The sequence below is a fragment of the Mycolicibacterium fallax genome (genome assembly GCF_010726955.1).
In the GTDB taxonomy this organism is placed as follows: Bacteria; Actinomycetota; Actinomycetes; order Mycobacteriales; family Mycobacteriaceae; genus Mycobacterium; species Mycobacterium fallax.
Window position 1 is genome coordinate 4,129,609 of record NZ_AP022603.1, and the last position, 20,701, is coordinate 4,150,309.

Annotated in this window: 14 protein-coding genes, 1 tRNA gene and 6 pseudogenes; 11 read left to right on the top strand and 10 right to left on the bottom strand. The window is 66.3% G+C overall.

The features are described from left to right. Positions 1-2: 2 nt before the first annotated feature. Genes G6N10_RS19855 through G6N10_RS19865 form a run of 3 tightly spaced genes read left to right on the top strand, consistent with a single transcriptional unit; the run spans position 3 to position 3,543 of the window. On the top strand, positions 3-374 hold the full coding sequence (locus G6N10_RS19855; protein ID WP_085098136.1) for a hypothetical protein: 372 nt from the start codon (positions 3-5) through the stop codon (positions 372-374). Then, the gene (locus tag G6N10_RS19860) at positions 374-2,755 is read left to right on the top strand and encodes an FtsK/SpoIIIE domain-containing protein (protein WP_163742614.1); all 2,382 of its coding nucleotides are present in this window, start codon (positions 374-376) and stop codon (positions 2,753-2,755) included. Before G6N10_RS19855 ends, G6N10_RS19860 begins: the two co-directional genes overlap by 1 nt. Beyond that, positions 2,755-3,543 (top strand): hypothetical protein, encoded by a 789-nt coding sequence (locus G6N10_RS19865; RefSeq protein ID WP_085098139.1) that lies wholly within the window; start codon positions 2,755-2,757, stop codon positions 3,541-3,543. Before G6N10_RS19860 ends, G6N10_RS19865 begins: the two co-directional genes overlap by 1 nt. 23 nt (positions 3,544-3,566) lie before the next feature. Here G6N10_RS19865 and G6N10_RS19870 read toward each other — a convergent pair whose 3' ends face one another. The 8 genes and pseudogenes from G6N10_RS19870 to G6N10_RS19905 form a co-directional block, all read right to left on the bottom strand. Further along, positions 3,567-4,550, bottom strand: coding sequence for a DNA adenine methylase (locus tag G6N10_RS19870; RefSeq protein ID WP_220096821.1), 984 nt, complete (start codon positions 4,548-4,550; stop codon positions 3,567-3,569). Between the two features lie 584 nt (positions 4,551-5,134). Further along, complete coding sequence (locus G6N10_RS19875) at positions 5,135-6,214, bottom strand: hypothetical protein (RefSeq protein ID WP_133055171.1); 1,080 nt, start codon at positions 6,212-6,214, stop codon at positions 5,135-5,137. Between the two features lie 86 nt (positions 6,215-6,300). Beyond that, positions 6,301-6,612 carry a hypothetical protein gene (locus tag G6N10_RS19880; protein WP_133055172.1) on the bottom strand — a complete coding sequence of 104 codons (312 nt, stop codon included), beginning with the start codon at positions 6,610-6,612 and terminating at the stop codon, positions 6,301-6,303. 161 nt (positions 6,613-6,773) lie between these two features. Beyond that, entirely contained in the window at positions 6,774-7,532 is a 759-nt protein-coding gene (locus G6N10_RS19885) for a TRM11 family methyltransferase (RefSeq protein ID WP_085098142.1), read from the bottom strand. Next, positions 7,529-7,773 (bottom strand): annotated as a pseudogene (gene nrdH / locus G6N10_RS19890) (glutaredoxin-like protein NrdH). The gene G6N10_RS19885 and the pseudogene nrdH overlap by 4 nt, the downstream one beginning before the upstream one ends. Then, positions 7,770-8,273, bottom strand: a complete 504-nt coding sequence (locus tag G6N10_RS19895; RefSeq protein ID WP_163742617.1) for a hypothetical protein — start codon at positions 8,271-8,273, stop codon at positions 7,770-7,772. The pseudogene nrdH and the gene G6N10_RS19895 overlap by 4 nt, the downstream one beginning before the upstream one ends. Before the next feature lie 209 nt (positions 8,274-8,482). Beyond that, positions 8,483-8,896 (bottom strand): DUF3846 domain-containing protein, encoded by a 414-nt coding sequence (locus G6N10_RS19900; protein WP_085098149.1) that lies wholly within the window; start codon positions 8,894-8,896, stop codon positions 8,483-8,485. Continuing rightward, on the bottom strand, positions 8,893-9,105 hold the full coding sequence (locus tag G6N10_RS19905) for a helix-turn-helix domain-containing protein (RefSeq protein ID WP_085098151.1): 213 nt from the start codon (positions 9,103-9,105) through the stop codon (positions 8,893-8,895). Before G6N10_RS19905 ends, G6N10_RS19900 begins: the two co-directional genes overlap by 4 nt. A gap of 102 nt (positions 9,106-9,207) precedes the next feature. On the opposite strand from G6N10_RS19905, the gene G6N10_RS19910 reads away from it, so the two are divergent. Then, on the top strand, positions 9,208-9,735 hold the full coding sequence (locus tag G6N10_RS19910) for a helix-turn-helix domain-containing protein (RefSeq protein WP_109750563.1): 528 nt from the start codon (positions 9,208-9,210) through the stop codon (positions 9,733-9,735). A gap of 22 nt (positions 9,736-9,757) precedes the next feature. Then, a complete protein-coding gene (locus tag G6N10_RS19915; RefSeq protein WP_163742619.1) occupies positions 9,758-10,930 on the top strand; it encodes a tyrosine-type recombinase/integrase in 1,173 nt (390 codons plus the stop codon). A 97-nt stretch (positions 10,931-11,027) separates the two neighbouring features. Here the strand turns inward: G6N10_RS19915 and G6N10_RS19920 are convergent. Then, positions 11,028-11,103 (bottom strand) — tRNA-Arg (locus G6N10_RS19920). A 135-nt stretch (positions 11,104-11,238) separates the two neighbouring features. Between G6N10_RS19920 and argS the strand changes: the two genes are divergently transcribed. The 6 genes and pseudogenes from argS to rho all read left to right on the top strand — a co-directional run bounded on the left by argS (position 11,239) and on the right by rho (position 19,803). Next, positions 11,239-12,891 carry an arginine--tRNA ligase gene (gene argS, locus G6N10_RS19925; protein ID WP_085098160.1) on the top strand — a complete coding sequence of 551 codons (1,653 nt, stop codon included), beginning with the start codon at positions 11,239-11,241 and terminating at the stop codon, positions 12,889-12,891. Beyond that, positions 12,888-14,306: pseudogene (gene lysA / locus G6N10_RS19930) on the top strand (diaminopimelate decarboxylase). The gene argS and the pseudogene lysA overlap by 4 nt, the downstream one beginning before the upstream one ends. Before the next feature lie 2 nt (positions 14,307-14,308). Further along, complete coding sequence (locus tag G6N10_RS19935) at positions 14,309-15,631, top strand: homoserine dehydrogenase (protein ID WP_085098267.1); 1,323 nt, start codon at positions 14,309-14,311, stop codon at positions 15,629-15,631. Next, a pseudogene (gene thrC, locus G6N10_RS19940) lies at positions 15,631-16,706 on the top strand (threonine synthase). The gene G6N10_RS19935 and the pseudogene thrC overlap by 1 nt, the downstream one beginning before the upstream one ends. An 11-nt stretch (positions 16,707-16,717) precedes the next feature. Next, a pseudogene (thrB, locus tag G6N10_RS19945) lies at positions 16,718-17,669 on the top strand (homoserine kinase). A 296-nt stretch (positions 17,670-17,965) separates the two neighbouring features. Next, positions 17,966-19,803, top strand: a pseudogene (gene rho, locus G6N10_RS19950) (transcription termination factor Rho). A 6-nt stretch (positions 19,804-19,809) separates the two neighbouring features. Here rho and G6N10_RS19955 read toward each other — a convergent pair. Further along, positions 19,810-20,700 (bottom strand): annotated as a pseudogene (locus G6N10_RS19955) (quinone oxidoreductase family protein). Between the last annotated feature and the right edge of the window lies 1 nt (position 20,701).

Genomic DNA, 20,701 nt, shown 5'->3' on the forward strand with positions numbered 1-20,701 from the left:
CCATGCCGAAGCTCAACATCACGGGAATCTTGATGGCGCTCGCCGGTGCCGCCGTCGTGTTCGTGATCTTCGCTGCTGGATCCGGCGACGGCGACAAAATGCTCGGCGGGATTGAGTTCCTGTTCATCATTGCCATCCCGCTCGCAATCGCGCTGTGGATCAAGTCCCGCCTGAGCGGCGGTGGTGGTGGCGGCAAGCCCCGCTTGAGCGCGCTGGCGCAGGCGCAACTCCAACAGCGGGACGCCATCGAAGAAGCGCACCGCGCGGTTTCGGAAGCCGTTGAGGGCACCCGCGCCGCGCATGTCGAAGAGGCGCAACAGGCGATTGCCGCAGCGGAACAGCTTGTCGCAGAACTTGATGGGAGATGGGTCTGATGGGGATGTTCTTTCAGGGCGGAGGCGGTTATCAGCCGACCGGACGCGAGGTCTGGCACATGCAGCAGCGCCGCCAAGAGCAGCAGTGGAATCGCGAAGACGCCGATCAAAAAGCCGCCGACAAGGTTCTGTGGGCGATCCATGACCAGGTTCGCGCCATCGACGCGCAAGGACACAAAGCCGTGGAGTCCGTCGCCGCCGAGGTGACCAAGGCAGGCAGCACGGAAGTCAAGCGCATCCTATCCGCTGGCGTCACGCAGTACGCGGGAGCGACCCACGCCAACCGCAAGGGGATTGTGGTTTGGCATTGGCGTGCCGCCCCTCCTGAGTCGGTGTCTATCCGTCTCCGCCGCAAGGACGCCGGGGCGTTGGTAGTGCTCCCGCCTGGCGGAGGTGTTCCCCGCGAAAACCATGTTTGGCGCGCAGCCGCACGGCGCGACCAGACCTTCCTGGACGACACCGAGGGGAAGACCTGGGCGAAGCGTTCGCGGGATCTCATCACCGAGTGCGAGGAGCGCTACCCGATCCTGTCCCGTCTACGCGATGACAATTGGATGGCGAGCTTCATGTCCGCGGCCGGGATGAACCGCGAATCCGTTGAGCAGCGGGTTGTGAACACGTCCTACGGCGAGATGGCGTTGCCCGTGCGAACTGTCCATGTCCCTGAGCTGGTCGCCGTGGAGATTCAGCAGGACGGGCTGGAGCTGGTCTTCGCGCACCGCGAGGGCAGCTCCGTCAAGGACTGGGTCGCGCGCCACGACAAGCTCACGGCGATGTTCAAGGCGCAGGGTGTCCGCGCCGAGCACCTGGCGGTGAGTGAGGACGCGGACGGCTCTGTTCGGCTTCGCTTCAATGACGCGCCTTCGCATTTCCCAGCGGCGGTCAGCACGGAACCGCCGACCAGGACCGCCACGAGCATTGCCGAGGCACTGTCCAGATACGAACGCACCCGCTGGATGCTCGGCGTCGATGCACGCGGAAACACCATCAGCTACCCGCTGTTGAGTCAACCGCACGTCCTGGTGACGGGCGGAACGGGTGGCGGCAAGTCGGTGTGGGGACGAACCCTGATTGAGTCCCTGCGCACGGGGTACAAGGACGAACACGGGAACGACTGCGGTGGTGGTTGGCTAGCCTTCGTGGGCGACGGAAAGGGCTCCGACTTCAGCGCTCTGGAGGGTCAGCCAGGGATCGCGATGGTCGCGCCGTCCATCGACGTAAGCCAAATTGCGGTGATGGTTCGACGTATCCGTGTCGAGGTGGAGCGGCGCTACGCCCAAGCGAGTGCAGCCAAGAAGGCGGGGGACGCGGATGCATTCGCGGGCATGCAGCCGTGGCTGCTGCTTCTGGACGAGTGGGGCTCGACCGCGATCAAGATGACTGCGACGTTCGGCTCGAAGGGCTCGGCGCTGTTTCTGCAGGACATCGACATCATCCTGCGACTCGGACGCGAGTGCCGCGTGCATTGCGTCCTGCTGAGCCAGACGATTCGCAAGACTGGCGATGGCGCGGTGCCTGGTAGCTGGCAGGAAAACCTCGGACTCACCGTGTCGCTGGGAGCGCCTTCGGACATCACGTTGCAATCCGAAGCATTCACGCCTGAGACCCGTGAGCGCGCGGCGTTCATCGGCGCGAGGTTGAAGGGCAAGCAGGGACGCGGACTCACCGCTGACCGCGAAACAGGTGCTGTCATCGAATTCCAGTCCTTCTACGGATGGAGCCCCGGCACAACGTCACTCGCGGAGGATGCGCCGAGCAAGGTTCGACCACCAACCGACGAGGTGCGCGCAACCTGGGAGCGGTGGGTGCCCGTCTGCGAGACCGTGCCGTGGCTGGCTCCACGTATGGGTATCAAGGCGAATAGTCCCGAATGGCGCGGAGGTGAAAAGCCCGACATGGAAACCGTCGCTTCGACGGAGACCGTGGCGCTGACCGACCGTGACGGCAACGTCAAGCCTGGGATGGAGCGCTACGACCCCGCTAGTCCCGAGTGGCTGGGAGCGGTTCCCATCGGCGGTATTGGTGGAGGGCACAGCGCGCTGTCCTTCGATGACGAAGACGCCGCCGAAGGTGTTAGCGAAGCTGAGCCCGAAGCGGTGAGCGAGCCCGAGCCGGCCGGCGACCCCACCAAGGCAGTGGAGGAACCCGCCGCGCCGACGCTGGGTCTCACTCCCGAGCAGATCAGGGCGGAAGTGATTCGCCTGGGACTGATCCCCGCCGATGCCACCGAAGGTGTTAGCGAAGCTGAGCCCGAAGGGGACGCGGGCACCGAGGTGCCCGCCGAACCCGCCCCGCTAACACCTGACAAGCCCAAGCCCAAGACCAAGCCGACGACAACCAAGCCCAAGACCAAGCCCAACAACAGCATTGGAGACTTCTGATGAGCAACCTGAAAACACCTGCCGCCCCGCTGGTCGTCGCCGTGGACGTGACCACACGCGGGGTGAGCATCGCCCGAATCACCGCGCCCTTACTGGAAGCCGCCGACAAGCCGTTGTCGGCGTTTGTGCCACAGCCCGCTGACGAAGGATTGGCGCACACCGCCTATTCGACCTGGCACCGCGCGACTGACCTGGTGAAGAGGTCTTACGCCAAGATCACGCTGAATGATGAACGCCCGACGCTGGTGTTGTTCGCCAAGCCCATTTGGGGCGACTTGAAGACTGACCCGTCCGCGTTCCGCAGGCATCAAATCGTGGCGCTGCTGCAAGACCGTCTGCACAAAGACCGCGTGCCCGTGGGGGAGTTCCCCTTGCCGACGTTGCTGAAGTGGATGACCGGTTCGGGTGTCGCGGGGAAGGGGCGCGGTGTGATGGCTGCGCTGAACAAAGCCGTCGTAGACCAGTGGGGGACACCGTCCGCGTCCCACAGTGCGACGGCGGAGGGCACGCCGTACAACACCCAATTTCGTCAGAGCACCGTCGCGCTTGCCGCAGCGGCGGCGATGGCGGTCGGCTTGGAAACGCAGATCCCCGTCGTGCAGTCCAGGCTCAATTACCTCTCGGGTTACGAGACCGAATCAGCGATAACCCGCGCGAACAAGTCGGTGATGTTCCCGACCCGCCGCAAGCCACCGCGCACCGTGGAAGCCTGGCGGGAACTGAACGCCCACCCCGAGACCTTGCTCCGTGTGGTGGACAAAGACAACGCGGAGGAGGACGCGGCGTAGCGCGTAGCGACTATTTTGCGTCCCTATCCCGCAGCGGATTCCTGTTCCATGCCCGCATCGTCTTTCCGCGCACGCCATGCCGCCGTTCGGCATGCCCCGCCGCACCACCGCCCGACCGGACCCCGTTTCGGCTTGGGAACGACCCGTCCGCAGTACCCACAGAGCCTCGGAAACTCGTCACACCTGGACGTGTCCACGTCCCCATGTGACGGGTTTAGCGTACGGTTCGACCACAGAACTTCGGTGCGCTCCCGCCCCTTGACGGCTCCTTGTGATGTCCGTGCCGCCAGCTCGACGCTGAACCAGTCGCTGAACAGTTCGTCGTAGAGAGGGGAGTGGTAGCCCGATAACACCACTGTCGCGCGGCATCGGTGCAGCGCTTCGGCAAGCTCCTGATGGGATTTTCTGCCGCCCATTTCGGTCTTATAGTTCGACCGCCGAGTGCTGCCCAGGTACGGCGGGTCGGCGTAGATCAGCGTGTCCGTGTCCCCGCCGAAGCGCTCGATGACATCGACAGCGGGGCGACATTCCAGACTCACATCGCGGATGCGTTCCACCACCCGCTCGATGCGTTCGACGTACATCCGCATCGTGCGGGCGTGGTTGCCTTTGTCCGCGTCCCTGGCGTGCCGCCAGCCTGTGTTAATCAGCGTCCCCGTGCGCCCTTGCGTCAGCGCAGACCACACCAACCGCGCGCGTTCTAAATCTGTTGCGTCACTTGGGATGTGGATTGCCGCGCGCCGCTCCTCGCGGCTGTGCGGGGTGAGCATGCAAACCCGTGCGAGGTCTTCGGGCTGGTCACGGAGGACACGCCAAAACGTCATGATATTTCGGTCTAGGTCGTTGACAATCTCGTGCTTGCTCGGCGGCTTCGCCAACAACACCGCCAGGCTCCCGGCGAACGGCTCCACATAGCGGGTGTGGTCGGGGAACAACGCCGTGATGGCCGGCGCGATGGACGCCTTGCTGCCGTAATAGGGCGTCGGCGGTTTCACGATGACGGGCACCAGGTGGAGGTTACCGGTTCCCGCAGCCTGAGCCTGTTAACGAAGCCTGAACACCTCCGCCACCCGTGCATGCGTCGCGTCGGTGGTGGCTCACGGAGTTTGTTGACCGTCTGGGTACAGCATCCATTGCACCAGCGACAGTCCAGGTTGGCAGTTGGTGGTGACCGTTACCTGCCGACGCGAGGGTTCCTGTGATTGCGGAGTGGAAATTTCGTCACTCGCTACCCACGCCTCAAGCTGAGCGCCATCACGAAACGCCGCAGTGCAAAGCGGGGGAGTGGTTCCCGAGCTGTAGGGGAGTTTCGATTTACGAAGTCCGTCGTGGTAGTACCCACCGACATAACTCTTCCAATCCTCATCGGGGATTAGAAATTCCACCGCGTGGCTGTAACCGCTTCCGCCCGACCCAACAGTCCTCGTTATACGGGTTGCGGACTCAGGAACGGAGACCTGCAGCATGGTTTCAGCATCTGCCCAATCGTCGTTCTGAACATGCAGGTCTTTCTCGCTACAGCCACTCAGTAGGAGACCAAGTAAGCACGCAGCTCCGACCCGCCGCAGGGCGGTACGGTTTCTACGCAGTCTCATGATGTGCCCCACTGCACCGACGATGTTCCCGTGGTGTCGAAGGTTTTTGCCCACCCTGCGCGGTTCAGGTCGTTGAGCATGCCCAACTTGCCTCGTTGGTCGAAGTTGTAGTAATCGTAAATCGTCGTTTGAGTTGCCAAGTTGTAGTTCCCTTGACTTGTGGGTATCGCAACTCCGCTTTCTTGGAAAGCGAAAGTTCCTAGCGTGAAGAACCAATCGGGATTTGTCGTCCATTCCGGCGTGAAAGATCCACTATAGTTTCCCTGGAACGCGACGGGTCCGGTGTAGCCTTTGGGCATGACATTCTGGGCGCTCGCGAGAGTTTCCTTCGCAACCGTACTAGCCTTTTCCTGGAAGCCATCGAGATCATTAAACAGGGCATCAACCGATACGTTCATCTGTTCGCCCGTGTTCTGGTTGAAGTGCCGTAGTAGTCGATAGAAGTTCTCCATCCCCTTGGTGCTGCCCCACATCCCACCCTTCAGCCAGAATGCGCGCACCGCCTGCAATTGAACCTGCTCAGCCAAATTCGGATCCCAGGTGTCCCACTGAGCGTCACCTGAGCCGTCTTCATTAGCAAGGGCTCGTGCGGACTCCTTACCTACCGTGGGTAGTTCTCGTGGAGGAGGTAGTTCGGGAATGAAGGGTCGCTCCTCGTCTGTCACTCCCATGAGGCGGTTGGCAACCTGCCAGTCGTACATCTGAGCGGCAGCATCAGCCGAAAACAGTAGGGTTCGAAGCGTGCTTTCTAGGGTTGCGCGCCGCTCCAATATGGACTCATCGTAGGCATCAACATCGGTACGGATATTGACAGCAAGCCCGCCGACTTCGCTAATAGCGAAGAGACGCTGATTCTCCGGGTCATCGACAATCTTGAGGATTTCGTCGCGTAACAGACCGAGCTGCTCGGCGGCGGTGTCCAGCACTGTCGAGGCGTTGTTCCAGCGCCGAGCTTGTTCCGACAATGTGGACGAATGGTCTTTCGCGCGCACCGCTGCTCCGTCCCGCGTGTCACCCTCCCAGTCGCTTTCTATACCAGAGAGACCGTTGATGACGCTCAGCGCGGTTTGGTCCATTGAGGTGGCTCCGAGGCGCAATCGCAATGCCGTTGTGGTGAGGTCACTCAAAGTCCAAGCGCGGACATCACTGATGCTTGGAAACATCAGGCGCGGTCGGTCCTACTCGGCGGAGCGGTGGCGCAGTCACCGCCATCGAGGCGAACAAATGCATTAACCGCGTTGAGGATTTCGTCGCCAAAACCTTCGAGATCGTCGCGTATCGCTTTCACGGCGTCTCGCTGCTCAATAGCACGATCCCCTAAGCCGGATTTCAATGTTGTTCCGGTGCACGCCACGGCTCCACCCTGCAAGATGGTGTCGGCGTTGATGTCATCTACGGCGTCAGAGGCGGCGTAGATCAATTTCGCATACGCCCGCACCCTGTCCACGTCCATCTTGAATGACTTCGTCGCCATTTCACCCTCCCCTACGACTGATGGTTGGGGCTAGCTTAGAGCAGGCTCACGGACGCACCGGTGGAGATGATGCCTACGGCTGACGTTCCACAGGCACATGCTGAGCGCGAGAAAACCCCAGCGGCCGGGTGAACCTTCCGCTGGGGCTTCCCTATGTCAGCTCAGACCCAGACCCAGCCGCCGAGTGCCTTGTGCTTCGGTCGGCGCGCCTGACGGGCGACGACATAGCCGTCCTCGTCCACCACCTGAAACACGCGGCGGTCGGTCTTCGTCGGCTTCTCGAACACCCACAGGAAAGAGTGCACCTTGCGGGCGTGAAGCTGCTTCGTCCACCTGCCCATCGCCGTGCGTGAGGTGGGGACGAGGACAAACGAGTCCTTGCCGTACAGCCCCAGGCTCACCGCGTCGAGCAGCAGTTCGGTCTGAGACCACTGCTGTTTCCCCGACTCGATTTCGTCTTTCCCCTTGACGAAGATCCGTCCACCGGGGCGCAACACACGCATCGCCTCGCGCATCCCATCGCGGTATAGATTGCGGATGTCGTTGTGCGACATGCCCTTTGTGGTTTCCGCATTGTTGTACCGTGCATCGGTCATGTGTTTTCCCGGGTTGTGCACGTATGGCGGGTCTAGCACCACGACATCGAAACTCTCATCGGCGTACGGGAGTTCGCGGAAGTCCGCCAGAACGATGTCCCCGTGCCCGCCGATGTGCGGCGCGACATCGGAGCCTTGGACGGTGAACTTCGCGGTGTCCACCTTCCTCCAGAACGCGCCCTTCCCCCACGTGACATCAGCCACCCGAGCGCCATCGGGGATGTAGAGCCGTGCGACTTCGGAGATGAGGTCGGCGTTGTTCCCCGTGACGATGGAGACCACCTGTGTGGGCGCGGGATCGGTGTCGATGAGTTCAGTCTTCACGCGACCCTCCCCAGCCCATCCAGACGGTCAGGGCGGAAACCCGACCAGTGCTCGGAGCCAGCGACGATCACTGGGGCGGACAGGTAGCCCAGGGACATCACGTAATCGCGGGCATCGGGGTCAGTGGTGAGATCCACCTCGGCGAAGTCAGCGCCGTTCTTGTTGAGCCACTTCTTCGTTGCCACGCATTGCGGGCATTGGGCGGGCATTGGGGTTTGGTGTACAGGGTCACTGTGCTCATGCCGCCACCGCCGCAGACAGGAAGTGGCGGCGGACAGCCCACATGCGGTCGGTCGAAGGTCGCCGCGCCAGTACAGCGGCGCGGACATCACACTCGTTGTCCTGCAGCGGTTTCCACCCAGTGAGAGCCAGGAGGTCAGGTGCGGAACACCCTTCGATTGCCGCATCGTTGAGGGCGCGCGCCATGCGCAGAGCCTCGTCATCAGCCACCGGGATCGGCGTGGAGCGTTCCCCGCCCGCAGCGGCTGACAGGTACACATATGGCTGTTCGGCGCGGGCTCCGTTCCATCCCCGTCCGGGGCGGATCTGTCCGTGAGTCCCACGGAGACCCAGTAGGAGGATGTGCGACGCGGATCCCCACCGTGCGTGTGGGGATTCCGCAATGACGCCCGCCCACAGCGGGATGTTTGGATTGCCGACGACGTGCTTGGAGACCAGCTCCATTGCAGCCGCGACATCAGGGGATGTGGCGTAGTGCGCCACGGCGAGCAATTTTGACATGTACGATGAACCTCATCTTCCTGTTGAGATAGCCCCGTTTCGCCTGGCAGTGAGCGGGGTTTTCTCGTTTCGTGACGACGGTTGCCGTCATCGTGGGTGAGTGGGTCTTGAGCCCATGCGCCGCGCCGTTGCCGGCCGGCGGTACACCCTCCTGGGACTGTCACGTCCCTGTTTGGAACGCGGGGCGCTGCAGCGCCCCGGTGGTCAGGTCATTGGTCGTCCTCCAGCCCACGGCGGATGGACTCGGACCAGTGCTCGACCTCGATGTCGTGATGGATGACGCGGGCGAGATCCGCAGCCAAGGGCGGCACATCGGCGTCCTCGGGACCGTCCGCACCCAGGACGATGACGTCGCCTCGCAGAACCTGATGCGTCATCGCGGGATTCAGGCGGTGCCACATGCGGGTGGCTACTTCGTTGAGCGGCAGACCGAGCGCGACCCCGTCTTCATTGATGTAGAAGACGACCCGCTCGCCCGTGTGGGTCTCGCCATACGCGGCTTCGATGTAGCCGCCGACGATCCGCTGGTACAGCGCCACGTCGGGCTCGATGCTCGACGGGTAGGTAGGGGCGACGGCTCCCGCGCGGATGACTAGAACTTGGATGCGCGAGTCAGTGCTCACGCGCTCCTCCGCCGCGACGCCTGCTCCTGGCGGTGGACGAAGTCGATGATGGCACCTCGGCGGATGAGGCGCTTCTTCCCGACCTTGATGGACGCGAGTTCACCGGTCTTCAGGAGTCGGAAAACGGTGACGCGGCTCGCGTGCAGGACTTCACCTGCCTCAATGACGGTGAGGAGATCGTCCTCATTATGCAGTGCTTGTGTACTCATGATGATTACGTTAGAGTGCGTATCATGGGATGTCAATAGGTTGAGTACAATTTGATTGCAATCTGTTGACGTACCAGCTCGGAGCTGTGAGACTCACACCTCATGGCGAAGAAACCGGTGCGAGCGGGACTACCTACGCAAGCCGTCGCAGAGAACCTGAGGAGGCTGCGGCACCAGCGCAGGTTGTCTGTACGGGCTTTGTCTAGTCGGACGTACGGGTTCCTGCGCCCTCGGCAGTTAGATGGACCGCCGCCCATGGACGAGCCGTTCGGCATCCCACCGAACGGCATCAGTGAGATTGAGAACGGATTGAGGAGAGTGGACGTGGACGACCTGATAGCGCTCGCGGTGGCGCTCGACGTGAGTCCCGCCGTGCTGCTCATGCCCAACCCCGAGCTGCCCGATGAGAACGGTGAGGGGGTTGTCTACCTGGATCCCGCCGACCCGCTGGACACGAAGCATGTGTGGAACTGGCTCACTGCGCGGGACTCGCTGACTACCGGTGCGATGGCGGAGGGCGCGAATGAACTGGAGTCCTGCGACGACCCCGACTTTGACTATGAAGAGCGCGAACTCTGGCGGCGACGCACACTCCCGCGATTCGCGAGAGAAAGACGAGGCGATGGCTAAACGAAATGATTTGCCCCCGGGCGTGAACAAGCTCGAAGACGAAAGCGACGGCGTCCAGTGGCGCGTCAAGCTGCGCGTGGGCAAGGACCCCCGCTCGGGCAAGTGGAAGTGGACCAACAAGAAGTTCGGCACGAAGCGCGAGGCACTCGACTACTACGACCAGGTGAAGCAGGCGCTCAAGGACGGCACGTATGCCCTGCCGACCGGGGACACGGTGGACGCCGTGGTGACTGCATGGCTGGCGTCACTGCATCGCTCCCGTCCCACATCGCTGCGTGGTGCTACCTACGACATCACTCCGCTGCGCCAGGTCTACGGCGCGCTCCCGATCCAGGAGCTGACCCGCGTCCACATCGACGCGCTGGTGACCGACCTGAAGAAGGGTGGTGTCATCCCGACACCGAAGTCCACACCAGAGGAGCCGCGCTACCGCCGACCGAACGCGGTGCGTTCCCTGAACAAGACCATCGAGGCGACGGAAAACCTCCTCGACTACGCGATCACCAGGAAGCTCGTGTCCCGCAACGTCGCGATGGACGTAGAGCGTTTTGAGAAGGGCGATTCGATTGTCCAGACCCTGAACCTCGACCAGATCGAGAAGGTTCTGGCGCAAGGGGACAAGGAACGCGACGCGCACCTGTACCACATGGCGCTGTCCGGATTCCGCCGTCAGGATATGGCCGGGTTGCGGTGGTCCGACGTTGACCTGGACAAGAGGACTGTGACTCTGCAACGGGGGCGCGTGCAGAACGGTGCTGATGTTGTCGAAGACCGTCAGAAGACCAAGTCGTCGCGGCGGGAACTCCCGCTGGACGACACGATGACCGAGGTGTTCCGCAAGGCGAAGCTGCGGCAGAAGCAAGACCGCCTCGCGGCGGGTGGTGCTTACCGTGGCGGCAAGTACGTCCTGAGCAACGCGCTGGGGGAGCCCGAACGCCCCGACCACCTCTCACGGCGATGGACGCGATGCCTGCGGATAGCGAAGGTTCCACACGTCCGTCTGCACGACGCGCGGCACTCCTGCGGCACGTTGATGCAGGCTAGAGGGGTTCCCATCGCTGTCATCGCGGCGTGGTTGGGGCACAGCTCCCCGGACGTGACAGCGCGGCTCTACCTGCACTCCGATACGGATTCGTTGCGGGACGCAGCAAACGTCCTGGGGGAGATTCGCGGCAAGAAGTCAGTAGGGGAGTGAGACCCCGTTTCAGGGCTGGTGTGACTTTTGTGTGACTTTTGGGTCTGAGCACCGCCCCTGCCAGAACGTCCACCGAGGTAAACGCCCTGGTCAGGCATGGTGCCCCCGGCAGGATTCGAACCTGCGACCTTCTGCTCCGGAGGCAGACGCTCTATCCCCTGAGCTACGGGGGCGCGGTCGATGCCCGCGCCAGTTGGGCCGGGATAGCGTAACCCATCGGCGCCGGTGATGGTGGCGGGGGCTGCCGGCACCCCCGCGGCGGGAGCGGATTCCGGGGGTGCGCACCCCAGACCATAGGATGAACCCTCGTGACCCCCGCCGATCTCGCCGAGTTGTTGAAGTCCACCGCCGCGGCGGTGCTCGCCGAGCATGATCTCGACGTCAGCGCGCTGCCCGAGACGGTGACCGTGGAGCGTCCGCGCAACCCCGAGCACGGCGATTACGCCACCAACCTCGCCCTTCAGCTGGGCAAGAAGGTCGGCGTCAACCCGCGCGAGCTGGCCGGCTGGCTGGTCGAGGCGCTGCGCGCCGCCCCGGGCATCGCCGACGCGGAGCTGGCCGGCCCGGGCTTTGTGAACCTGCGCATCGACGCCGCCGCCCAGGGCGTCATCGTCACCGACATCCTGGCCGCGGGCGCGGCCTATGGCGTCGGCGACGAACTGGCCGGGCAGGCCATCAACCTGGAGTTCGTCTCGGCCAACCCCACCGGACCGATCCACATCGGCGGCACCCGCTGGGCGGCCGTCGGGGATGCGCTGGGCCGGCTGCTGACCGCCCAGGGCGCCCAGGTGTGCCGGGAGTACTACTTCAACGACCACGGCGCCCAGATCGACCGGTTCGCCCGCTCGCTGGTGGCCGCCGCCAAGGGCGAACCCGCCCCGGAGGACGGCTACGCCGGCGCCTACATCTCCGACATCGCCGCGAAGGTGATCGAGCTGGCCCCCGACGTGCTGAGCCAGCCCGCGGCCGAGCAGCAGGAGACGTTCCGCTCCATCGGCGTGGACCTGATGTTCACCCACATCAAGGACTCGCTGCACGAGTTCGGCACCGACTTCGACGTCTTCACCCACGAGGACTCGATGCACACCTCCGGCATGGTCGATCAGGCCATCGCCCGGCTGCGCGCAAACGGAGCCATCTACGAGAAGGACGGCGCCACCTGGCTGCGCACCACCGACTACGGCGACGACAAGGACCGCGTCGTCATCAAGAGCGACGGTGAACCCGCCTACATCGCTGGCGACCTGGCCTACTACCTGGACAAGCGCGAACGCGGCTTCGGGCTGTGCATCTACATGCTCGGCGCCGACCACCACGGCTACATCGCCCGGCTCAAGGCCGCCGCCCAGGCCTTCGGCTACAGCCCGGACACCGTCGAGGTGATGATCGGGCAGCTGGTGAACCTGGTGCGCGACGGGGCGCCGGTCCGGATGAGCAAACGCGCCGGCACCGTCATCACCCTCGACGACCTGGTCGACGCGCTTGGCGTGGACGCCGCCCGCTACGCCCTGCTGCGGTCCTCGGTGGACACCCCGATCGACATCGACCTGCAGCTGTGGTCCTCGGCGTCCAGTGAGAACCCGGTGTACTACGTGCAATATGCGCACGCCCGGCTCAGCGCGCTGGCCCGCAACGCCGCCGAGCTGGGGCTGAGCCCGGACACCGCGCAACTGGGCCTGCTCACCCACGAGAAGGAGGGTGCGCTGATCCGCAACCTCGGTGAGTTCCCCCGGGTGGTCAAGACCGCCGCGCTGCTGCGCGAGCCGCACCGGGTGTGCCGCTACCTGGAGGACCTGGCCGGTGACTACCACCGGTTCTACGACTCGTGCCGGGTGCTGCCGCAGGGTGACGAGCCGGCCGGCGACCTCAACAACGCCCGGCTGGCGCTGTGCGCGGCCACCCGCCGGGTGATCGCCAACGGACTGGAAATGCTCGGCGTCGGCGCCCCGGAGCGGATGTGAACGCACACCCCGCCGGCCCCCGGCACGCCGAGGAGATCCACCAGCCCGGCGCGCCGGCGCGCCCGGCCGGCGCCGACGAGGTGGCCCGGCTGGCCCCGAACGTGTGGCCGCTGAACGCGGTTCGCGGCGACGACGGCGAGGTGACGCTGGCCGGGGTGCCCTGCTCGGCGCTGGCCGCCGAGTACGGCACCCCACTGTTCGTCATCGACGAAAGCGACTTCCGCACCCGGTGCCGGCGGATCGCCGCGGCCTTCGGCGGCGGTGAGCGGGTGCATTACGCGGCCAAGGCGTTCCTGTGCACGGAGATCGCCCGCTGGGTCGAGCAGGAGGGCCTGTCGCTGGACGTCGCGACCGGCGGCGAACTCGCCGTCGCGCTGGCGGCCGGCTTCCCGCCGGAGCGGATCACCCTGCACGGCAACAACAAATCGGTCGACGAGCTGGCGGCTGCGGTGCGCGCCGGGTCGGGCACGTGGTGATCGACTCGATGATCGAGATCGACCGGCTGGAGCGGATCGCCGCGGAGGCCGGTGCGGTCGTCGACGTGCTGATCCGGGTCACCGTCGGGGTCGAGGCGCACACCCACGAATTCATCTCCACCGCGCACGAGGACCAGAAGTTCGGGCTGTCGCTGGCCACCGGCGCGGCGATGGCCGCGGTGCGCCGGGTCTTCGAAACCCAGCACCTGCGGCTGGTCGGCCTGCACAGCCACATCGGCTCGCAGATCTTCGAGGTCGACGGCTTCGAGGTGGCCGCCCATCGGGTGATCGGGCTGCTGCGTGAGGTGGTCTCGGAGTTCGGTGTGGACAAGACCGCCCAGATGAACATCGTCGATCTCGGTGGCGGACTGGGCATCTCCTACCTGGCCGGCGACGACCCGCCGCCGATCGAGGACCTCGCCGCCAAGCTGGCCGCGATCGTGCGCAGCGAATCGGCGGCCGTCGGACTGCCCGAGCCGACCCTGGTGGTCGAGCCCGGCCGCGCCATCGCCGGGCCCGGCACCGTCACGCTGTACCGGGTCGGCACCGTCAAGGACGTCGCCGTCAGCGCCACCGCTGCGCGCCGCTATGTCAGCGTCGACGGCGGGATGAGCGACAACATCCGGCCCTCGCTCTACGGCGCCGAGTATGACGTCCGGTTGGTCTCGCGCAGCAGTACCGCCGACCCGGTGCTCTGCCGGATCGTCGGAAAGCACTGCGAAAGCGGCGATATCGTCGTTCGAGACGCCTGGCTGCCCGGCGACGTCGAACCCGATGACCTGATCGCGGTGGCCGCCACCGGCGCCTACTGCTTATTCGATGTCGAGCCGGTACAACCTGCTCGGGCGGCCCGCCGTGGTGGCGGTGCAAGACGGCAAGTCCCGGCTGGTGCTGCGCCGGGAGACGTTGGACGACCTGTTGAGTCTGGAGGTGAGGTGACCGTGGCTGAGACGGAAAAGCCGGTGGGTGTGGCGGTGCTGGGATTGGGCAACGTCGGCACCGAGGTGGTGCGCATCATGGAGGACAGTGCCGAGGACCTCGCCGCGCGCATCGGTGCGCCGCTGCAGCTGCGCGGCATCGGTGTGCGGCGGGTCGCGGCCGACCGCGGCGTGCCCGTCGAGTTGCTCACCGAGGACGTCGAGGCGCTGGTCGCCCGCGACGACGTCGACATCGTCGTCGAGCTGATGGGGCCGGTGGAACCGGCCCGCCGGGCAATTCTCGCCGCGCTCGAACACGGCAAGTCCGTGGTCACCGCGAACAAGGCGCTGCTGGCCCAATCCACCGGCAAGCTCGCCACCGCCGCGGAAAAGGCCCGGGTGGACCTGTATTTCGAGGCCGCGGTGGCCGGCGCGATCCCGGTGATCCGGCCGCTGACCCAGTCGCTGGCCGGTGACCGGGTGCTGCGGGTGGCCGGCATCGTCAACGGCACCACCAACTACATCCTGTCGGCGATGTCGGAGACCGGCGCCTCCTACGACGACGCGCTGGCCGAGGCCGGTGCGCTGGGCTACGCCGAGGCCGACCCGACCGCCGACGTCGAGGGCTATGACGCCGCGGCCAAGGCCGCGATCCTGGCGTCCATCGCGTTTCACACCCGGGTGCAGGCCGACGACGTCTACCGCGAGGGTATCACCGCCGTCAGCGCCGAGGACTTCGCCTCCGCCAAGGCCCTCGGCTGCACCATCAAGCTGCTGTCGATCTGTGAGCGGATCACCAATGCCGATGGCAGCGAACAGGTTTCGGCGCGGGTGTACCCGGCGCTGGTGCCGCTGACGCACCCGCTGGCGTCGGTCAACGGGGCCTTCAACGCGGTGTTCGTCGAGGCCGCCGCGGCCGGTCAGCTGATGTTCTACGGGCAGGGCGCCGGCGGCGCGCCGACCGCCTCGGCGGTGCTGGGCGACGTGGTGATGGCCGCCCGCAACCGGGTGCAGGGCGGCCGGGGGCCGCGCGAATCCAAGTACGCCCGACTGCCGATCGCGCCGATCGGCGTGGTCCCGACCCGGTACTACCTGAGTCTGTACGTGCACGACAAGCCCGGCGTGCTGTCCAAGGTGGCCTCCGAATTCGCCAACCGCGGGGTCAGCATCGCCGAGGTCCGCCAGGAGGGTCTGGTCGACGAGGACGGTCAGCCGATCGGCGCCCGGATCGTGGTGCTCACCCACCGCGCGACCGATGCCGCGCTGTCGGAAACGGTGACGGCGCTGAAGGAACTTGATGTGGTGTCGAGCGTGGCCAGCGTGCTGCGCATGGAAGGAACCGAGTGATGAACGCACCCGTGCACCGGCCGTGGCCGGGCCTGATCGAGGCATACCGGCACCGGTTGCCCGACGCCGCCAACTGGACCGCGGTCACCCTGTTGGAGGGTGGCACGCCGCTGATCCACGCCAAGCGGATCAGTGAGATGACCGGTTGTACCGTGCATTTGAAGGTCGAGGGGGCTCAACCCGACCGGCTCCTTCAAAGGACCGCGGCATGACGATGGCGGTGACCGACGCCGTCGAGCGGGGCCAGCAGGCCGTGCTGTGCGCGTCCACCGGCAACACCTCGGCGTCGGCGGCCGCCTACGCCGCCCGGGCCGGCATCACCTGCGCGGTGCTGATCCCGCAGGGCAAGATCGCGATGGGCAAGCTGGCCCAGGCCGTCATGCACGGCGCCAAGATCATCCAGATCGACGGCAACTTCGACGACTGCCTGGAACTGGCCCGGAAGCTGACCGCCGACTATCCGACCATCTCGCTGGTCAACAGCGTGAACCCGGTCCGTATCGAGGGGCAGAAGACCGCCGCCTTCGAGATCGTCGACGCCCTCGGCCGCGCGCCGGATGTGCATTCGCTGCCGGTCGGCAACGCCGGCAACATCACCGCCTACTGGAAGGGCTACAACGAGTACCACCGCGACGGGCTGGCCGAGACGCTGCCGCGGATGCTCGGCACCCAGGCCGCCGGCGCGGCGCCGCTGGTGCTCGGCCACCCGGTGAGTGACCCGGAGACCATCGCCACCGCGATCCGGATCGGCTCGCCGGCCTCGTGGAACTCCGCGGTCGCCGCGCGCGAGGAGTCCGACGGCCGGTTCCTGGCCGCCACCGACGAGGAGATCCTGGAGGCCTACCGCCTGGTCGCCCGCACCGAGGGAGTGTTCGTCGAGCCGGCGTCGGCGGCCAGCATTGCCGGGCTGCTCAAGTCCGTTGCCGACGGCTGGGTGCCGCGCGGCTCGTCGGTGGTCTGCACCGTCACCGGCAACGGGCTCAAGGATCCCGACACCGCGCTGCGGGACATCCCCGAGGTCAAGGCCGTTCCGGTCGACCCGTCGGCCGTCGTCGCCGAGCTGGGCCTGGGCTAGCGCCCATCGTGATGGCCGATCAGACTCTTCCCGCCGGGCTCAGCGGTCACGCCGTCGTCTCCGGTTCCAGTGCCAACCTCGGCCCCGGCTTCGACAGCATGGGCCTGGCGCTGGGGATCTCTGACGAAATCTCGGTCCAGACAACCGAATCCGGACTGAGCATCGACGTGGAGGGGGAGGGTGCCGGGGAGGTTCCGGCAACCTGGGATCATCTGGTCGTCCGCGCCATCAAACGCGGCCTGGCCGCCCACGGGCTGCGGGTCGACGGCCTTAATGTGAACTGTCGCAATACCATTCCGCACTCGCGTGGGCTGGGTTCCTCGGCCGCCGCGGTGGTCGGTGGTCTCGGCATCGCCAATGCGCTTGCCGAGCAGGTCGATTGTGCGCCGCTGGGCATTGCGGAATTGGTGCAATTGTCCGCCGAATTCGAGGGGCATCCCGACAATGCCGCCGCGGCGGTCATGGGCGGGCGGTGGTGTCCTGGACCGAGACGTCCGAGCCGGGCGCAGCGGCCCAGTATCGGGCCGCCGGTTTGCGGTTGCACCCCGACATCCGACTGTTCGTCGCCATCCCGCAGTTCCGGTCCTCGACCGCGGAGACCCGGGTCTGCTGCCCGAGCAGGTCAGCCACCTGGACGCTCGGTTCAACATCGCCCGGGCATCGTTGCTGGTGCTGGCGCTGACCGAGCGCCCGGACCTGCTGATGGTGGCCACCGAGGACCTGCTGCATCAGGGCCAACGCGCCCCGGCCATGCCGGCGTCGGCGGAATACCTGCGGCTGCTGCGGCGTTGTGGCATTGCGGCGGTGATCTCCGGAGCCGGGCCCACCGTTTTGGGTTTCGGCCAGGATGCGTCGCTGCCCGAGGAGGCCATCGGGTTTGCCGCCGAGCACGGCTTCACCGTCGGCGAAATCAACGTCGGCCGGGGATTGGTGTGGCGCGCGGGCGCAATGGCCGCGGATTGATCCGTCATCCGACCCGCCGGGGGTGTTTGTTGCTTCCGATTACATTGCGGGTTATTCTCGTGCCGTCCCCGGTTTTACGCGGTGCTTCCAGCGCCGACACCAGGACGTCCACCAATTCTTCTGTGATTCACCCGTGAGTTGACGATTCACACGTGAGTGGACCGTACGCCTTACGCCGCGAATCCCGGCTGTCGCCGTCGCAGAGCCGACGGTGGCACTTCGCGCGCAGCGTCTTCGCTGAGCGCACCGAACCCCCCGACTGAGAAAGCTTCCGGCGGGGGAAAGAAAGGAAATCCGTGACCGATACGGACCTCATCCCGGCCAATGACGCCCCGGCCCCGGCCTCGTCGGGCAAGCTGAGCAGTGCGCTGTCCTCGATGCTGCTGCCCGAGTTGCGCACGCTGGCCGGCCAGGTCGGCGTCAAGGGCGCCTCGGGATGCGCAAGGGCGATCTGATCGCCGCGATCCGGGAGCACCAGGCCGGTGGTTCCGGCAATGGCGGCGGGGCGGCCAAGGCGGGTTCGGTCAAGTCCGAGGCGCCGGCCCCAAGCGCCGCGCCCAAGGAGGAGGGCCCGAAGGTGGAACCGGCTCAGGCTGAAGCGCCCAAGAGCGAGGCGCCCAAGAGTGAGGCGCCCAGGCAGGACGCCAAGTCCGGTGACCAGGGCGACGGCGGCGGCCAGTCCGGCGAGCCGCGCCGGCGCGAGCGCCGCGGGGCGTCCCGCGATGCCGGCTCGCCGACCGGCCAGGGCGGTGGTCAGGAATCCCGCGGTGACCAGGACCAGAAGTCCGACCGCGGTGACGGTGGCCAGCAGCGCGCCAACTCCGGCGGCGGCAACACCGGCGGCGGCAATTCCGGCGGCGGCAACGCCGACGACGACGACGCCCGCGGCGGCCGGCGCGGCCGTCGCTTCCGGGACCGTCGGCGTCGCGAGCGCGGCGGCGGCGAGGGCGGCGACACCGAACTGCGCGAGGACGACGTCGTGCAGCCGGTTGCCGGCATCCTCGACGTGCTGGACAACTACGCGTTCGTCCGCACCTCGGGCTACCTGGCCGGGCCCAACGACGTCTACGTCTCGATGAACATGGTCCGCAAGAACGGCCTGCGCCGCGGTGATGCCGTCACCGGCGCGGTCCGGGTACCCCGCGAGGGCGAGGGCGGCGGAGGCGACAAGAATCAGCGGCAGAAGTTCAACCCGCTGGTCCGGCTCGACTCGGTCAACGGCGGTCCGGTCGAGGCGGCCCGCAATCGTCCGGAGTTCGGCAAGCTGACGCCGCTGTATCCGAACCAGCGGCTGCGCCTGGAGACCACCCCGGACAAGATCAGCACCCGGGTCATCGACCTGATCATGCCGATCGGCAAGGGCCAGCGCGCCCTGATCGTGTCGCCGCCCAAGGCCGGTAAGACCACGATCATCCAGGACATCGCCAACGCGATCACCCGCAACAACCCCGAGTGCCACCTGATGGTCGTGCTGGTCGACGAGCGACCCGAAGAGGTCACCGACATGCAGCGTTCGGTCAAGGGTGAGGTCATCGCCTCGACCTTCGACCGGCCGCCGTCAGACCACACCCAGGCCGCCGAGCTGGCCATCGAGCGGGCCAAGCGCCTGGTCGAGCAGGGCAAGGACGTGGTGGTGCTGCTGGACTCCATCACCCGGCTGGGCCGCGCCTACAACAACGCCTCCCCGGCGTCGGGCCGCATCCTGTCCGGTGGTGTGGATTCCACCGCGCTGTACCCGCCCAAGCGGTTCCTCGGCGCGGCCCGCAACATCGAGGACGGCGGCTCGCTGACCATCATCGCCACCGCGATGGTCGAGACCGGCTCCACCGGTGACACCGTGATCTTCGAGGAGTTCAAGGGCACCGGCAACGCCGAGCTCAAGCTGGACCGCAAGATCGCCGAGCGTCGGGTGTTCCCGGCCGTGGACGTCAACCCGTCGGGCACCCGCAAGGACGAGCTGCTGCTCGGCCCCGACGAGTTCGCCATTGTGCACAAGCTGCGCCGGGTGCTGTCCGGGCTGGATTCGCATCAGGCCATCGACCTGCTGATGAGCCAGCTGCGCAAGACCAAGACCAACTACGAGTTCCTGGTCCAGGTGTCCAAGACCGCCCCCGGCGGCGCCGACGCCGACTGACCCCGGTCAGGGCACCAGGACCACCCGGGAACCGGCCGGCTCACCGCGGTCCCAGGCGTCGGCGACCTCGCTCAGCGGGCGGGCCCGGGCGCTGCCCTCCGGTGGCACGCTGCCCAGCCCGGTGCCGATGAGCTCGATGCCCGCGCTCCGCAGGATCTCCGCGGGCAGGGTGATGTTCGGCCCGGCCATCGAACCGATCTGTACGAAACGCGTGCGGTGATAGCTGGCGGTCAGACCGCTGTTGCCCAGCACGCCCAGGACCTGCTCGGCCGGCGGGCCCCACAGGTAGTCCAGGACGGCGTCGATGCGGCGTTCGGCATGCAGCGCGGCGAGTCGGTCGGCGGCCTGCCCGTCCAGGACGATCGTCTCGTCGGCGCCCGCGGTGCGCAGCCAGTCCGGCCGCTCCGCGTTGCGTCCAAGCGCCACCACGTGCCCCGCACCGAACTGCGACTTGGCCAGTTGCACCGCCGTCGCTCCCGTGACGCCGGTCGCGCCGAGGATCACCACGGTCTGACCGGGCTGGATCGCCGCGGCGTACTCCAGCGCGAACCAGGACGACAGACCGGCGTTCGGGATGGCTGCCGCCAGCACCGGATCCAGACCCGCGGGCAGCACGGTTGCGGCCGCCGGGTCGACGAGCGTGCGTTCGGCCATCAGCCCGTAGGGCTGCGTGGCGGTGGTGTAGGCCAGCCGCCCGTCGGCGAGCTGGACGACGCCGTCGATGCCGGCGGTGTCAGCGCGGCGCTGCCGTAGTGCGAGCCCGACACCAGCAGCCGGTCGAGGTTCTTGCCGCCGCGGCCAGCACGGTCGCGACCTCGGTGTGCTCGGTGGTGCCGGCTCGGCGACGTCGCCGTAGCGCGGCGAGGTGCCGAAGGTGTCGACGACGGCGGCCCTCATG

Coding starts and splice junctions, on each gene's coding strand:
- G6N10_RS19855 (WP_085098136.1), top strand. CDS start 3: ATGCCGAAGCTCAACATCACGGGAATCTTGATGGCGCTCGCCGGTGCC.
- G6N10_RS19860 (WP_163742614.1), top strand. CDS start 374: ATGGGGATGTTCTTTCAGGGCGGAGGCGGTTATCAGCCGACCGGACGC.
- G6N10_RS19865 (WP_085098139.1), top strand. CDS start 2,755: ATGAGCAACCTGAAAACACCTGCCGCCCCGCTGGTCGTCGCCGTGGAC.
- G6N10_RS19875 (WP_133055171.1), bottom strand. CDS start 6,214: ATGGACCAAACCGCGCTGAGCGTCATCAACGGTCTCTCTGGTATAGAA.
- G6N10_RS19880 (WP_133055172.1), bottom strand. CDS start 6,612: ATGGCGACGAAGTCATTCAAGATGGACGTGGACAGGGTGCGGGCGTAT.
- G6N10_RS19895 (WP_163742617.1), bottom strand. CDS start 8,273: ATGTCAAAATTGCTCGCCGTGGCGCACTACGCCACATCCCCTGATGTC.
- G6N10_RS19905 (WP_085098151.1), bottom strand. CDS start 9,105: ATGAGTACACAAGCACTGCATAATGAGGACGATCTCCTCACCGTCATT.
- G6N10_RS19910 (WP_109750563.1), top strand. CDS start 9,208: ATGGCGAAGAAACCGGTGCGAGCGGGACTACCTACGCAAGCCGTCGCA.